A 15,272-nucleotide genomic window follows, 5' to 3' on the forward strand; every position below is an offset into this window, starting at 1 on the left:
GGACAAACGATTTATCAAAACCAGAACGGAAGCAAGAAATGATCACACTAGGTTCGAGCGGACTAACCATGCAACAGGTGGTTGAGGTTGCAAGAAATAGCGCAAAGATCGAGATTGCCAAAGAGGCCCTCGAGAAGATGGCGGCCACCCGCGCTCACATCGAATCCTTAGCTGCTTCCGAAACCCCCGTCTATGGAATCTCAACCGGCTTTGGTGCACTAGCCAATCGGCACATCGCTCCAGAGGATCGTGTGCAGCTGCAGAAGTCTTTGATTCGCTCCCATGCCGCAGGCATGGGAGAACCAGTTGAAAAAGAAGTTGTTCGAGCTCTGATGCTTCTTCGCCTGAAGACCCTAGTGAGTGGTCGAACCGGGGTTAGGCCCGAGCTTGCAACAACCTATGCGGAACTTCTGAATTCGGGAATCACGCCAATTGTTCACGAGTATGGCTCCTTGGGTTGCAGTGGCGATTTGGCCCCTCTTGCCCACTGCGCACTTGTTCTAATGGGTGAGGGAAGAGCCACCGGACCAGACGGAATAGAAAAGCCAGTTGCAGAGCTACTGGCAGCTGCCGGGATCACCCCTATTGAGCTGCGCGAAAAAGAGGGCCTTGCGCTAATCAACGGAACAGATGGCATGCTCGGCATGCTGATTCTTGCACTGCATGATCTGAACAAGCTCGTTGACCAGGCAGATCTCATTGCGGCGATGAGTGTCGAGGGACTTATGGGAACCGATCAGGTCTTTAGAGCAGAGCTTCACAAACCACTTCGTCCACACCCGGGCCAAGCACAGAGTGCTGCAAATATGTTCGATGCCCTCAAGGGGTCTGAAATAGTTGCCTCCCATAGAGACGGTGACGACCGAGTTCAGGACGCATACTCGCTTCGTTGCGCCCCGCAGGTGGCAGGTGCGGTGCGTGACACCATCACGCACGCATCTCTAGTTGCAACCCGCGAGCTTGCAGCAACGGTTGATAACCCCGTGGTTTTGGAATCCGGTGAGGTCACCTCGAACGGAAACTTCCACGGTGCGCCGGTTGGATACGTGCTTGATTTTCTTGCAATTGCCGCTACTGATTTATCCTCAATCTCTGAAAGAAGAACCGATCGGTTTTTGGACAAGTTCCGCTCGCACGGACTAAATCCCTTCCTGGCAGAGGATGCTGGAGTTGATTCGGGTTTGATGATCGCTCAATACACCCAAGCCGGCCTGGTTTCTGAAAACAAGAGGCTTTCTGTTCCGGCAAGCGTTGACTCTATTCCTTCATCAGCGATGCAGGAAGATCACGTCTCGATGGGCTGGCACGCAGGAAGAAAGCTTCGCAAAGTGGTTGATAACTTGCGCCGGGTACTCGCAATCGAACTCGTGACAGCAGCCAGGGGAATTGAGATGCGAGCTCCGCTAAAGCCTGCCCCTAAAACCTCGGCCATGCTCGCTAAACTTCGTAAAGAAGTTCCGGGGGTTGGACCAGACCGTTTCTTGGCTCCCGAGCTCGAGAGTGCAGAGAGGCTTTTGGCAAGTGAAGTGGGACTGGTGAAACTCTAAGCAGTTAGTTCGGCTTTTCAGACTCAGAACTAGTCGATGTCTCGTCTCATGCTTGTGACAAGTGCAACAACTGTGAATATCGCGCCATAACCCAATAGAACCAACGCTGATAACCCTGGGCTTAGGTAGTCTGCGGTTGATACGCCGAGAGCCTCGGATTCGAACTCGATTGCGAGCATTCCACCGATTGCACCGGTTGGGAGCCACTTTCCAGCATCCACAATGACCAAAAGAATAATCGGCTCGATAACAAACAGCCAGACAAGTGTTGAAACAATCGCAATCAATTGGTTTCTAATTAGCGATCCAACTGCCACGCCAACCAGTCCCAGGATGGCTCCCGAAAGAACTGCCGCAATCCCTAGATTCAGGAACACCTGGTCACTTGGCTCGACCGCGTCTTCATAAAAAGAAAGAGTCACAAATCCCGCGGCAACTGAAGCCGCTACGGAAATAATCTGAAATAGTGTTCCAGCAAATGCAGCTACCCCGAGCTTCACAAACAAAACCCTTGCTCGCTTCGGGGATGCGAGGAATGTTGCAACCGCAGTCCCGTGACGAAACTCACCCGACATAATCAGGATGCCAAGGATTATTGCAAAAATATAGGAGCTGATGGCATTCAAGTAGACGCCATCAACCATCGCCTGTTGCTCCAAAGAACCAAACAGACCACTCTCGTCTTGTGCGATCACGATTGGTGTGGCAACGACGCTTAGGACCGCAACAAAGATGCTCGCAAGCAATAAACCGTAGGTTGAACGCGAATAAACAAGCTTTCTGAGTTCCGCTTTGACTAGATTCATCGTGCGCCTCCCGCGGTGAGCTTCAGGAATGCCTCCTCGAGCGATCCCTCACCGATGATTTCCTTCATGCCGCCTTGCGCCATAAGCAGGCCGTGGTTGATGATGAGGACATCGTCAACAGTGGTCTGCATTTCAGCCAGCTGATGGGAGGAGACCAAGATGGTCTTTCCTTCGTCCGCAAGTGTTCTAAGGAATCCACGAAGCCACGCAATGCCGATTGGGTCTAGACCGTTTGCCGGCTCATCGAGAATTAAGACTTTGGGGTCTCCAAGGAGTGCTCCGGCTAGAGAAAGCCTTTGCTTCATGCCGAGCGAGTAGCTCTTAGCTTTTTTGTTGGCAGCAGCTTCCAGGTCAACCAACTTCAAGACCTCGTCAACTCTCGTGTCTTTGATCTTGGCGGCAGCGGCCATGACTTTTAGGTTCTGTCTCCCACTTAGCCCTCCGTGAAAACCTCGGGAATCTAGGACAGCTCCGATTTGGGAGAGCGGATTCTTAAGCTCCTTGTATTGAACACCTAAGATTTTGGCTCCACCGGAGGTCGGCTTGGCAAGCCCTAGCAGGCAGCGAAGTGACGTTGACTTACCGGCCCCATTTGGGCCCAAAAGTCCGGTGATTCGCCCCTCGGCAATACTCGCCGTTAGCTTTCGAACCGAGCGAACCTTGCCGTACTTCTTACCGAGGTCTAGAAACTCTATTGCCGCCACTACTCCACTACTTTCTTGTTTCCTCAACCGCTTGGTTCAATATCTTTCTCGCAAGCTTATAGTCTAGGCGCCTTCGGCGCCTTCCAGCTTTGTCGTTGCCCTTGAAGGGAGCTAAAACCAAATCTCCCGAGGTGACTCTAATTCGATTTAGGTCTCGATTAGCTTCATTTATTACTCTAGTCATGGCGCCGTCCGAAAGCTCAGGGAGTTCTATGTAGGTCATGAGCCTCGAAGATACAACTACCGACTCCGCGGGATAGGCAAAACTCGAAGCGGCCACAAACTCGATTGGTGATTTGCCGTCGCTTCCATCAACCGCCCGAAGGCCGATTCGGCCCTTCGGGTCATTGAAAACAATTCTTTGCTTTGGTGCAGTTGATTCTCTGAGCGCAAGGATGTCACTCAGTTGGCCGATGCTCTGGTTGCCGGTGAAGACGTGCGCAGCTTTGCGCTCATCTTTCCCAAAGCAGGCAACCAATGCCGGAGCATCGGTATCACCAAATAACTCTGCTTGGATAACCACCGCAAGCTCAAGACGATCTTTTGGAAAAGAAGAAAGTAAAAAAGTTTCAGGAATGATTGCAACAACGTAGTCGGCGGATGCTAGGCAATTCTCTAGGGCGATCATATACAGGTTCTTTTGGGTCGAACGTTCGAAGTATTTTGAAACTAGGGAAGAAACCCCTTTGCGCTTAGCGGAGTGGTTGGCAAGGTACGGAGGGTTTGTCACAATCACCGCACGTTCTTTGTTTGGAATCTCTAGCAGTGAGTCGTTGATGGGCCAAGTTGCACCTTGGATGTCAAAGCCAGAGGCTTTGACCACTTTGTTTCTTATCGTTTTGTTTTCCCTAACGGCATCAAGGAGGTGACCATCGCCCGCGAAGGGATCAAGTAGGAATCCATTAGAGTTTTTCAGGGCTTTCTCAAGAAACTTAGTGACTTCAGGGGTGAGCCAGCCGGATTGGGTCGTATAAAAAGAGCCAAGCGATACTTTTTTTGCGTCTATCTCAACCGTTCTATTTCTTGCTTTAGACACCAGCATGCGGCCAAGCGGCCTTATTGAACTCATGGCACAATAGTAACCATGACTTCACATACTCATGTAGCGACAATCAAAACCAACCTAGGAAGCATCAAGGTAAACCTTTTTGCTCTACACGCACCCAAGACCGTTGAGAACTTCATCGGTCTTGCAGATGGTTCCATCGAATGGACTCATCCAAACCGCGGACCACAGCCTAAAGGGACACCTTTGTATAACGGCGTGATCTTCCACCGAATTATTCCTGACTTCATGCTTCAGGGCGGTGACCCAACCGGAACCGGTATGGGTGGACCAGGCTATAACTTCGATGACGAGATTCACCCGGAGCTAACCTTCAATGAGCCTTACAAGCTCGCCATGGCAAACGCAGGACCTGGCACCAACGGTTCGCAGTGGTTTATCACCACCGTGCCAACCACCTGGTTGTTTGGGAAGCACACCGTCTTCGGTGAAGTCGTTGATCCAGATTCTCGAAAGGTTGTAGACAAGATTCAGGCCGTTGAGACCGGGCCTCAAGATAAGCCACTAGACGATGTGGTCATCGAGTCCATCGACGTTGTAGCAGCTTAGGTTTTACAAAAACCAAATGGCCAGATTGAAATCGGATCAGCCGAGAATAACCATCTCGCTGATAATGATCAATTTGGTCATTTGGCTTTTGCAGGTGATTCCGGGCTCCAGCGTCACCACGGCCATGTTCTACGCACCACTTCTTACGGTGCTAGAGCCCTGGCGAATGCTCACCGCTGGCTTTGTTCACTCGCCCGATAGCTTTTGGCACATCCTGATCAACATCTATTCGATTTATATCTTCGGTCGAATCATCGAACCGATGCTAGGCCGCTCAAGGTTTTTGGCTCTATATCTAATTTCTATCTTCGGCGGCTCTGCCGCGGTGCTCTGGTTATCGGAGCCGGTAATTCCTGTTGTTGGCGCCTCCGGGGCTTTCTTCGGTTTGATGGGCGCTTACCTGATCATGCTCCGAGCTATCGGCGATAACTCAGGTTTACTGGTTGGGCTGATAGCCGTGAATCTCGCTTTTGGATTTATAGTTCCAGGTATCTCTTGGCAGGGACACCTTGGAGGATTATTGGCCGGAATGGCCGTGACGGCAGTTTACGCAAGGACCAGGTATAAATCGGGCTTGGCCCAAAAGATTCAGGTGCTTGGGGTGGTTGGTCTGATTGTCTTGATAACCGTGGCCGGAGTCATCTTCCGGTTGCCGTTTGGTTTCTGACTAATCTATTTCCAGCGGGTCGACATCATGAAGCCGATCATCGCAATTCCAAAACCAATCAGGATGTTCCAGTTCTGAAGGTTTAGAGGAGTTGCGGCTCCGAGGGGGAACTGGGCGCTGGTGACGTAGTAAGTGATGATCCACAAAAGACCAACCAGCATGAAGCCAAACATCACTGGCTTAAACCAGATCGGGTTTAGAGAATCTCCAGACTCACCCTCGTTCTTTGATGGCTTGGCTGGCTTTTGGTTTGGCAGATTATTTAGTTCAGACATGGGTTCAATTCTACAACTAGGCTTTATACAAATGACCAAGATCCTCGTGCTGGATAACTACGACAGCTTCGTTTATACGCTAAATGGCTACCTGCAGCAGTTGGGAGCCGAAACCGACGTAATGAGAAACGACGCCGTCGAGCCATCAGCGCTTCCAGCCCTGATGGCCAAATACGACGGGGTTTTAATCTCTCCGGGACCCGGAACCCCAGCAGATGCGGGACTCAGCATTGGGGTAGTCAAGCAAGCCCTGGAAACCAATCAACCAGTTTTTGGTGTTTGCCTGGGCCACCAGGCAATAGCCGAGGCGATGGGTGCAACCGTTCAGTCCGCCGAAGAGCTGATGCACGGTAAAACCTCAGAGGTCGAGCACGACAACAGCATGATTTTCAAAGATGTCCCCAAGTCTTTCAAGGCAACCAGATACCACTCCCTCGCGGTACTTGATGGCACCGTCCCGAAAGACTTGGTTGTGACTTCAAGAACTAAGGGCGGCGTGATCATGGGTCTGCAGCACAAAACCAAACCTATTTACGGTGTTCAGTTTCACCCGGAGAGTGTCTTAACAGAAGGTGGCTACCAGATGCTCGGCAACTGGCTCGAGTCACTGGGGCTCAAGGGAGCAGCGGAGAAAGCCAAATCGCTTTCTCCGATGGTGAACCTCTAAGTAGAGGGAACGCAGTTCAGCGTTAGCGTAATGCTCGAGCGCTGATCGGCAAGACCCGGTTCAATCGACTGGTTTTCAACAATTGTTCCAACCGTTCCCAAGCAGTCAAGAGGCTGTTCAACCACAACGGTAAAACCAACCTCAGGTGCCTGCATGATTCGCTGGGCATCGGAGACGCTCAAGTTTCTAACGTTTGGAACCTGAACCTGACCGTCGGAGACCAATAGGTTCACAACCGATCCCTCAACAATTCTTTCGTTGGCCGCGGGAACCGATTCGATTACCAACCCTTGCTCAACGGTTGCAGAGTTGCCCGGTGTAATTACTCCAAGCACGAGTCCAACTCCCTCGAGGGCAGCTCTTGCTGCCTCTTCGGTTAGACCGGATAAAAATGGCACAGTTGCTTCAAGTTTTCCGGAGGAAACAACTACCTCGATGGTGGTCCGCTCGGGAACTTCGGTTCCCGCAACAGGATCGGTTCGGATAATAAAACCTGGCTCAACATCGTCGCTTGACTCGGTGAGTCTTAGAACGAGAAGCCCTTGATCTCTTAGAGTTTGGGCTCCGTCATCAAACAGTGCTCCCGAGACATCGGCAACCAGGATGCCCGTGGTTGCAGGTGGGGTAAGGGGCTGGAAGGATCCGCCCAGGGTCAGTAGCCAAATGATTAATCCAACAAGCACCACAGCGGCACCGGAACCAACCCCCCACATCAACCCCGGGGATGGGCGGTCGCTCCGCGCCGCTTTTTGAAATTGGTTTCCGCCGGTTTGAGGGTCTGATTTGAAATCAACACCGAGTTCTTTGAAGAACTCATCCGGTTGAATCTCACCGATAACTTCCGTTGGTGCAGCCTGCAGAACTTCAGTTGGTTGAGGGGCAACTGGGACCGGCTTGGTTTTGGCCGGTGCTTTGGTTAGGGCCTGGCCGTTGGCTGCCGCCATTAGGTGCTCGCGGAATTCTTCCGCAGTTTGGAATCTTTCGTCGCGGTCTTTAGCCAGAGCGTTCAGAACAACCTGATCAAGCTCGGGGGTGAGTTCCGGGTTGTGCTCTGAAGGCAAAGTGACTTTCTCACTGACGTGCTGGTAGGCAACCGATACCGCGGTGTCACCCTTGAAAGGCGGACGCCCCGCGAACATTTCGTATAGTAAAACGCCGGTCGAGTAAAGGTCAGTTCTGGCATCAACCGCCTCACCCCTTGCCTGCTCGGGTGAGAAGTACTGAGCGGTTCCAACAATGCCTGAGGTGTGTGCCTGCGTTGCGGATGAGTCAGAGATTGCGCGGGCAATGCCAAAGTCCATGACTTTGACCTGTCCTTCTTGGGTCACCATGATGTTTGAGGCTTTGATGTCGCGGTGAATGATTCCGGCTTTGTGTGAATACTCGAGCGCGGTTAGAACCTGCTTGGCGTAGCCGACGGCTTCGCCAAGGGTGAGCTTCCGCTCGTGCATTAGATCTCGAAGGAGCTTGCCACGCACGTATTCCATGACAATAAAGGGGGTCTTACGCTGGTTGCCGTTCGAGTCTGTGGAGGTCTCTTCGCCGGCGTCATAGATACGGACGATGGTTGGGTGAGCCATCTTGGCTGATGCCTGAGCTTCCTGAGCAAAGCGTGACTCAAAGCTCTCGTCGTTCGCGAGGTCGGACTTTAGGAGTTTGATGGCGATCTTTCGTCCGAGGCGAAGATCAACGCCTTCGAAGACATCGGCCATACCCCCACGGCCAATGATTTCGCCAACCTGGTAGCGGCCGGCCAGCACTCTTTCCTGTTCAGACAATGTCTTTATTCCCCGTTCTCAATTTCAAATATAACCCCTCCATCAATTCGTTCCGCCCGTACCTTCAGTTGGAGTTGGTGTGGTCGTTGTTGGAGTTGGAGTTGGCAATGGTGAACCCGTTGTGTTTGGAAGTGGAATAGGTATCGAACCATCTGGCTCTGGTTCTTCAGTTGGCGGGGTGGGCGAAGGGTCAGGACCTGCCCCCTGCTGGATGTAATAGAAAATCTTCACCGTTGAGCCAATTGGAACCTGTCCCAGGCCGTCGGCTCGGTAAACAGTCAAGATGCGAGGATCTGCTGGGTCTAGGGCTTCACCGGGAACTGCATCAACAAGCAGACCCCGTTCTTTTAGGAAGATGGATGCATCGGCAACGTTCTTGCCGATGACATCGGTGAGCAAAACAACAGCGGTTTGGACCGGTTCTTCTGTCACGGTTTCGGTTGGAGCAACTGTTGGTTCAAAGGTTGGAATAGTTGAGGTGGATTCTTGCTCGGCTATCAGGGAGAAGACAATTGCAATCATGACACCGGCGGCCGCGGCAAATAAAAGTCCAATCAGAGCAAGCCATGGCCAAATAATTGGTAGCTTCTCGGCAGGCTCGGTCTTGGGGTCGTCCTCGACCTTTCTAGCCTTAACGGTGGGAGCTTGATCTTGATTGAATACCTCGGTTGGTGAAACTCCCTCAAGCTGCAGTCTTAGCGCCCTGGCGCGGTTGGAAAGATCAAGCGCGGATCCTGGCCGCTGATTGGGTTTTTTGGCGAGGCAGGATAAAACCAGTTCCTGCACGCGCTTGTCGATGTCATCGCCCATCGCCGGTGGCTTGTCATTGATTTGTGCCATCGCGATAACCATCTGCGATTCACCGGTGAAAGGTCTTCTTCCGGTTAGTGCTTCGTACGCCACAATACCCAGCGAGTAAATATCGGTTGAAGGTGTTGCGGGTTTTCCGGTTGCCTGCTCAGGAGCTAGATACTGAACCGTTCCCATCACCTGACCGGTTGCGGTAAGCGCAACCTGGTCGGCAACCCTAGCAATACCGAAGTCGGTGATCTTCACTTTGCCACTTGGGGTAATCAAAAGATTTCCCGGCTTCACATCGCGGTGGACGAGGCCGTCCTCGTGAGCTGCGTGCAGAGCCTTCGCGGTTTGCTCAACTATTGACAAAACTTCTACACCGGTTAGGCGAATACGTTTTTCGATTATCCGCGCCAGCGAATCACCGGAGACCAGTTCCATAACCAGATAAGCCGAGCCCGAGCCCTCGCCGTAGTCATAGACGTCGGCTATGCCGACGTGGTCAACACGTGCGGCGTGACGAGCCTCAACGCGGAACCTTTCGAGAAAGCCAGGGTCGCCCATGAACTCAGGTTTAAGGATCTTGATGGCAACATCCCGAAGGATTACCTGGTCATGGGCTCGCCATACCTCACCCATACCGCCGATCGCGATGCGATCGACAAGTTTGTATCGGTCGCCGTATATCTGTCCAGCTTCTGGTTTCACTAGCGAAGCACCGCCTGGAAGAACGACCTCGCAACCGGGGCTGCAGTTGCGTTGCCACTAACTCCCGAATCACGGCCTCCGCCGTCCTCGATCACAAGGGCAATTGCAACTCTTGGGTTTGCAGCCGGGGCAAAACCTGTGAACCAGAGGGTCACCCGTTCATCGGGCCCGTTTTCAGCAGTTCCAGTCTTACCTGCGACCTTGAAACCAGACACCGAGGCGTTGCTTGAAACGCCCCTGGCAACAGATTGCACCATCATCTTCTTGATCGAATCGGCTGTTGCCGCGGTGATTGGTTGAGCTAGGACCTCGGGCTGGGGGGCGGCAATGACAGAGAGGTTTGGGCTAATGACGCTCTCAATTAGGTTTGGTTGCATCATCAGGCCACCGTTGGCGATGCTGGCCGAGATAAGGGCCATCTGGAGGGGCGATACTCGAACGTCATACTGACCGAAGGATGAAAGTCCAAGCTGGGCATCATCCATTTCTTCGGGGAAGATGCTCGGGGTGGCGAGCATCGGCACTCTGATTTCTTTGCCAAAGCCAAACAGTTCTGCTTGAGCGCGAAGCCTGTCCTGTCCAAGTGCAAGACCCAACTCAACAAAGGGCACGTTGCAGCTAAAGCGCATTGCGTAAATAAGAGTGACGTCAGTTTTGCTGCCGCAGGCGTTTCTGGAAGAGTTGAAAACCTCGGAGGTTGAGTTTGGAAGCTGAACCGAGACCGGGTTATCGAAGGTGGACTGGTTGGTGTATTCGCCGGACTCCAGAGCAGCTGCCGCCACCACAAGTTTGAATACCGATCCCGGGTGGTAAAGATCTCCGCCGATGGTTTTATTTATCAGCGGGTTAGCTTCATCATCCTGAAGTGCATCGTAATTCTCGGTGACTTTTTTGCTGGAGTGACCCGCGATCTCGTTGGCATCAAAGCCCGGCTTTGAAACCATTGCCAGAATGTTTCCGGTGTTTGGGTCAATTGCAATCAGGGCGCCCCGGTAGCTACCAAGAGCATCCCAGGCGGCCTGCTGAAGAACCGGGTCGAGGGTTAGCTCAACCGCAGCTCCCGTGACGGGGTTCCCGGATAGAACAGCGTTGACCTGTTCAAAAAACTGCGAAGAGCTTTGGCCGGAAAGATAAGAGTTAGCCGCCGATTCAATTCCGGTTGCACCACGGAAGACGGAGAAGAACCCAGTGACACCCGAGTAAATCTCATTTTCATAGACCCGCAGGTAGCGGTAGGCGTTATCGGAAGGGATTGAACTCGCGATGGCCTTGCCATCGACCAGGATTGGTCCGCGCTGAGTCTTATAGCTTTCGTATATGTTTCTAACGTTTCTCGGATCATCAGCAAGAGCTTCAGTGTTCACAGCCTGCAATAAAGTTGCGGCCATAAATAAACTCAGGAACATCCCGGCAACAACCAGCGAGACCCTCTTTAGCTCTTTGATCATCGAGGTAGCACCTCGGTCTGACGATCGGCCGCAGAATCAGAAAGCCTTAGCAGCATCGCGATGATGATCCAGTTGGCAAGTAGTGAGGAACCACCGGCTGCCAGGAAGGGTGTGGTGAGTCCCGTGAGGGGAAGAATTCTCGTCACTCCGCCGATCACAACAAATAACTGGAGCGCAATAACGAAAGAAAAACCAACCGCCATGAGCTTGGCGAATTCATCAGAGTGCCTAAAGGCAACCTTTAGTCCCCGAGAGACCAGCAGAAAGTAAAGCGCCAAGATGGCGAAGAAGCCAATTAGGCCAAGCTCTTCGGCAAGGCTCGCAATAATAAAGTCACTCTCGGCGAGGGGAACAAGTTGCGGGACACCGCCGCCAAGACCCGAACCAAACAGTCCACCGTTTGCCATACCGAAGATACCCTGAACAATTTGGTAGCTTCCACCAACCGCGTCGTAGTTGTCGCGATCGAAGGGGTTAAGCCAAGCATCGAACCGACGTGAGACGTAGTCCAAAACTCTTGAGGCAACTAGTCCACCGGTTATCAACATCGCAACTCCGATGCCGGCGTAGAAGGCCCTTCCGGTTGCGACGTAGATCATCACAAGAAAGAGTCCGAAATACAAAATGCTGGTTCCAAGATCACGCTGCAAAACGAGGACCCCGATGCTGGCTAGCCAGATCAAAAGAATTGGACCGAGCTCGCGACCCCTCGGAATTCGAATACCGAAAATCTTTTTTCCCACCACCGCTAGGGAATCCTTGCGGTTCACAAGATATCCGGCAAAGAAAACAATCAGTGCGATCTTGGCTATTTCACCCGGCTGGAACGTCACGCCAAACAGGGAAATCCAAAGAGTTGCTCCGTTGATGGTGGTTCCAATAACCGGAACAAGAGGGAGCAAAAGAAGCAAGATGCCAGCCGCCATCGCGGTATAGACATACCTTCGCAAAAACAGCTGGCTTGGGATATACAAGATCACTATGGCTGCAAACGCCATAGCCAACGCCGTCCACATCACCTGCCTAAAGGCAAATAGCTCGGCACCACCCGAGGCGATGGTTGCAAGATCCAGTCGGTAAATCATTGCTATTCCGAGGCCGTTTAGGGCCACGGCAATAGGCAAGATAAGAGGGTCCGCCTCGGAGGCCCTTCTTCGAAGGATCATGTGCAGAACAAAAGCAAACAGCACCGGAGGTATCCAGTAGGTGAAAAGATCCAGAGTCATCTTTTCAATAATTGAAAGCTGAATTTGAGCAAGCTCAAATGCATTTAGCCCGGCTGCAAAAAACAGCAGCAGCGCTTCTAGGTTTCTGCTTCTGGGGATTACCTTGATTAGCTTTGAGATCTGGAGGGCTTCGGTTAGGGCGTTCACTAGTTGCCCCCGAGCTGGTCGAGGATGCGCCTTGCGTCATCAAGGTTTTCAGCGTCGATTGATCGCTCCAGCGCTTCGCGCTGGAAGTCGGTCAAGGATTCGACAGTGATGTTTGATAGCTCGTAGACACTAGAGAACTTGAATGGGCCGAGTTCTTCCTTGATGCCCTTATAGATGACAACGACTCCGTCGTTGACTCCAACAAAGAATCTGGTCTGGGTGTATTCGTAGCCAAGGTATAGCCCGTAGCTCGCGACACCAATCACCAAAAGATAGGTTGCAATCTGACGGAGCCTTCGGTTTCTGATTCGACCCTTGGTCTCTTTCAATATCTTCTCAAGTAGTTCTTCTGACTCAGGTGCGAAGCGCGCGGGGTCCTCAGGCTTTGAGAGCATGTCGATCAGCGTCATTGGGTTTAGTACGCGAAGGATTCTTCGGCCCCTGCGGTCCTCGATCACTACCTCACTTGCGGCAGAACCAACGAATGTTCGAGAGGGGCTCGACTGAAGTTCTTCGCTGCTCTCAACGATGTCAACCAAGACCACCGTGACGTTATCAGGTGCACCATACTCCAGGGCCTCGCCAACCAGGAGTTCGGTTGCTTCTTTGGCGGTTGACTTAGAAAGCAAGATGCGGTGCATGATGCCTTCGGGAACAACTCCCGACAGCCCATCGCTACAAACCATCCAGCGGTCACCCGGTTTGGTTTCAAAAGTGTCAACGTCTATTTCGGGAAACTGCTCAACATCTCCGAGCACGCGCATCAGAACGCTTCTTCTCGGGTGAACCAATGCTTCCTCTTCGGTGATGCGGCCGGTGTCAACAAGTCTTTGAACGAAGGTGTGATCAGAAGTGATTTGCTTCACGATTCCATCGCGCGCGAGATAAACCCTCGAGTCACCAATGTGCCCAATGGAAACTTTGGTTCCGTGAACCAGAATCCCAGAGAAGGTGGTTCCCATACCGGCAAGGTCGGAATGCTCGGCAACCGAGACCCCGAGTTTTTCGTTGGCCTGCCAAATAAAGTCAATGAGTCTTTGCTCGGCATCTTGAGCCGACTCTGCCGGCTCATCGGCAAGAGCTACGTGCTGAGCGGTGATAGCCGAGGCGATGTCTCCTCCGGCGTGACCGCCCATGCCGTCGGCAACTAGAAAGAGATTGACTCCGGCGTAGCCGGAGTCCTGGTTGGAGGATCTGATCTTTCCAACATCGCTTGCAGCGTAGGAAATAGTTTTGAGAGCCAAGAAGCTACGCCCTCAGCTCAAAGGTGGTTTGACCGACGCGAACCTGGGTGTTCATCGAGACGGTCATCGGGGTTCCGACTTTTTGCCCCTCAAGGAAAGTTCCGTTGGTGGAATCAAGATCTTGGATTAGCCAGTCGCCGTTAATAAAAACGAGCTTGGCGTGGTGGGTCGAGGCGTATTCGTCATCGACGATCAGATCGCTATCGCCGGCTCGACCGATGGTGAGCTGTCTTCCGGCAAGAGCAATCTCGGTTCCGGCTTTGTCACCTTCGGTGACAACCAGCTTGGTTGCCTTCAGCTCTGGTTGTTTGGTGGTGTCACCGTTTGTTGAGGTTGGCCCTGAAAATACTGCCGGGACATTGGCCTGGGCAACACGGGAGACTACTTTTTGGCCAAACAGGTCGGCACGGATAACGGAGATGATGCTGAATATAAATACCCAGAGCAATACCAGGAATCCGGTGCGGACAAGAAATAGCGCTAGCTCACTCACTTGGCCCTCGCAATCACACTAAATAAGAAGTCTGTTCGACCGGCTGAAACTACCGTGCCGGAAGAAATTGTCAGCTGGTCAATTTTTTTCCCAAGCACCTTGGTTCCATTGGTGGAACCCAAGTCTCGAACGGCAGCTCTTTGGCCATCCCAGAGAATCTCGAAGTGCTTCCGGCTAAGACCATTGTCCCCGATTTGAAGATCTGCCGCTTGGTCTCTTCCCACGGTGGTCCGAGCCTTTGATATCTCGTGGGAAACACCGTTTATGGAAAGCACCGGAACCCAGACAACATCTAGTTTCTTGGCCTCCGAGGAAACCTCGAGCTGGCCAAGGGCCAGGCTCGGGGAGGCCAAAAGCTTGATCTCTAGAACCTCGCCGAACTGGAAGCCCTGTTTCTGGGCGTGCTCCGAAGCTAAGTTTCGTAGCTCGTCGAGCAGCGGTTCACCGAGGTTCAAAAGCTTCTGGTGATCTTGGGGGCTTAGGGCAACAAGATAAGAGTTAGGGACAAGGATGCGGTCACGGCTCAAGATGGACGCCTTGGCATCCATCTCCTGCTTGATGGCTGAGGCTATTTCGACTGGCTCTAGGCCAGATTTGAAAGTCTTAGAAAATAGGCCGGTGACCTTCTTTTCTAGTGTCTTCTCGAATTTATCTATGAAGCCCAAGCGAGTCCCTTGTTTGGTGGCGAAATACAAGTTTATCGGCGGCCCCAACAAATAAGGGGTTGGGCATTGCCCTTAGAGCAAACAATGTGCTTTAGGGCTGCAACCTCTGACTTACCCAAGGCCCGTGGGAGCCGTCTTTACTCAATGTTCTAAAAAACTCAATCCGGTCGTGCATCCGGTTAGATCTTCCCTTCCAGAACTCAATTCGGGAAGGAATGATTCGATATCCACCCCAAAACTCAGGTCTTGGGACTTCAGCTCCCTCGAAGCGCTTCAGGGCTTCGTCAAATTGGGCATCAAGGGCCTGCCTTGATTCGATTGGGCTGGATTGTTTGGAGGACCAGGCCGCAACCTGGGAATCGTGAGGTCTCGACGCGTGATATTCATCAGATTCGGAAGGATCTACTTTTTGAGCAACCCCTTGAATCAGAACCTGTCGATACATCGAATACCAGCCAAAGACACCGCTGACCTTGTTGTTTAATTC

General features: G+C 52.4%; 16 protein-coding genes. 4 read left to right on the forward strand and 12 right to left on the reverse strand.

All coding sequences use genetic code 11. The features are described from left to right. The first annotated feature begins 38 nt into the window (after positions 1–38). On the forward strand, positions 39–1,547 hold the full coding sequence (gene hutH / locus WAO31_RS02185; RefSeq protein ID WP_509589726.1) for a histidine ammonia-lyase: 1,509 nt from the start codon (positions 39–41) through the stop codon (positions 1,545–1,547). Between the two features lie 29 nt (positions 1,548–1,576). Here hutH and WAO31_RS02190 read toward each other — a convergent pair whose 3' ends face one another. From WAO31_RS02190 to WAO31_RS02200, 3 genes are read right to left on the reverse strand one after another with little or no spacing between them, the layout of a single operon-like run. After that, positions 1,577–2,353 (reverse strand): ABC transporter permease, encoded by a 777-nt coding sequence (locus WAO31_RS02190; protein ID WP_509589682.1) that lies wholly within the window; start codon positions 2,351–2,353, stop codon positions 1,577–1,579. Then, positions 2,350–3,057, reverse strand: a complete 708-nt coding sequence (locus tag WAO31_RS02195; protein ID WP_509589685.1) for an ABC transporter ATP-binding protein — start codon at positions 3,055–3,057, stop codon at positions 2,350–2,352. Before WAO31_RS02195 ends, WAO31_RS02190 begins: the two co-directional genes overlap by 4 nt. A gap of 7 nt (positions 3,058–3,064) precedes the next feature. Next, on the reverse strand, positions 3,065–4,126 hold the full coding sequence (locus WAO31_RS02200; RefSeq protein ID WP_509589687.1) for a DNA methyltransferase family protein: 1,062 nt from the start codon (positions 4,124–4,126) through the stop codon (positions 3,065–3,067). Between the two features lie 15 nt (positions 4,127–4,141). On the opposite strand from WAO31_RS02200, the gene WAO31_RS02205 reads away from it, so the two are divergent. Both WAO31_RS02205 and WAO31_RS02210 read left to right on the forward strand, forming a co-directional pair. Then, complete coding sequence (locus WAO31_RS02205) at positions 4,142–4,672, forward strand: peptidylprolyl isomerase (RefSeq protein ID WP_509589690.1); 531 nt, start codon at positions 4,142–4,144, stop codon at positions 4,670–4,672. Between the two features lie 16 nt (positions 4,673–4,688). Continuing rightward, on the forward strand, positions 4,689–5,339 hold the full coding sequence (locus tag WAO31_RS02210) for a rhomboid family intramembrane serine protease (protein WP_509589692.1): 651 nt from the start codon (positions 4,689–4,691) through the stop codon (positions 5,337–5,339). Between the two features lie 5 nt (positions 5,340–5,344). Here WAO31_RS02210 and WAO31_RS02215 read toward each other — a convergent pair whose 3' ends face one another. After that, on the reverse strand, positions 5,345–5,614 hold the full coding sequence (locus tag WAO31_RS02215) for a cell division protein CrgA (protein ID WP_509589694.1): 270 nt from the start codon (positions 5,612–5,614) through the stop codon (positions 5,345–5,347). A 31-nt stretch (positions 5,615–5,645) separates the two neighbouring features. On the opposite strand from WAO31_RS02215, the gene WAO31_RS02220 reads away from it, so the two are divergent. Next, entirely contained in the window at positions 5,646–6,281 is a 636-nt protein-coding gene (locus WAO31_RS02220; RefSeq protein WP_509589697.1) for an anthranilate synthase component II, read from the forward strand. Here the strand turns inward: WAO31_RS02220 and pknB are convergent. From pknB to WAO31_RS02260, 8 genes are all read right to left on the reverse strand, one after another. Beyond that, positions 6,278–8,059 carry a Stk1 family PASTA domain-containing Ser/Thr kinase gene (gene pknB, locus WAO31_RS02225; protein ID WP_509589699.1) on the reverse strand — a complete coding sequence of 594 codons (1,782 nt, stop codon included), beginning with the start codon at positions 8,057–8,059 and terminating at the stop codon, positions 6,278–6,280. The two genes, WAO31_RS02220 and pknB, sit on opposite strands and share 4 nt — an antisense overlap. Positions 8,060–8,101: 42 nt before the next feature. After that, positions 8,102–9,562, reverse strand: a complete 1,461-nt coding sequence (locus WAO31_RS02230) for a protein kinase domain-containing protein (protein ID WP_509589702.1) — start codon at positions 9,560–9,562, stop codon at positions 8,102–8,104. Then, positions 9,562–11,010: a peptidoglycan D,D-transpeptidase FtsI family protein gene (locus WAO31_RS02235; RefSeq protein WP_509589704.1), complete on the reverse strand. Its 1,449-nt coding sequence runs from the start codon at positions 11,008–11,010 to the stop codon at positions 9,562–9,564. The genes WAO31_RS02230 and WAO31_RS02235 overlap by 1 nt, the downstream gene beginning before the upstream one ends. Further along, complete coding sequence (locus tag WAO31_RS02240) at positions 11,007–12,383, reverse strand: FtsW/RodA/SpoVE family cell cycle protein (protein WP_509589706.1); 1,377 nt, start codon at positions 12,381–12,383, stop codon at positions 11,007–11,009. Before WAO31_RS02240 ends, WAO31_RS02235 begins: the two co-directional genes overlap by 4 nt. Then, positions 12,383–13,627: a PP2C family protein-serine/threonine phosphatase gene (locus WAO31_RS02245; RefSeq protein ID WP_509589707.1), complete on the reverse strand. Its 1,245-nt coding sequence runs from the start codon at positions 13,625–13,627 to the stop codon at positions 12,383–12,385. The genes WAO31_RS02240 and WAO31_RS02245 overlap by 1 nt, the downstream gene beginning before the upstream one ends. A 4-nt stretch (positions 13,628–13,631) precedes the next feature. Further along, positions 13,632–14,120, reverse strand: coding sequence for an FHA domain-containing protein FhaB/FipA (locus tag WAO31_RS02250; protein ID WP_509589709.1), 489 nt, complete (start codon positions 14,118–14,120; stop codon positions 13,632–13,634). After that, on the reverse strand, positions 14,117–14,785 hold the full coding sequence (locus tag WAO31_RS02255; RefSeq protein ID WP_509589719.1) for an FHA domain-containing protein: 669 nt from the start codon (positions 14,783–14,785) through the stop codon (positions 14,117–14,119). Before WAO31_RS02255 ends, WAO31_RS02250 begins: the two co-directional genes overlap by 4 nt. 91 nt (positions 14,786–14,876) lie before the next feature. Beyond that, a partial coding sequence (locus tag WAO31_RS02260) for a pyridoxal 5'-phosphate synthase (RefSeq protein WP_509589723.1) occupies positions 14,877–15,272 on the reverse strand: 396 nt, incomplete at its 5' end.

This window comes from Rhodoluna sp. (assembly GCF_049276775.1).
In the GTDB taxonomy this organism is placed as follows: domain Bacteria; phylum Actinomycetota; class Actinomycetes; order Actinomycetales; family Microbacteriaceae; genus Rhodoluna.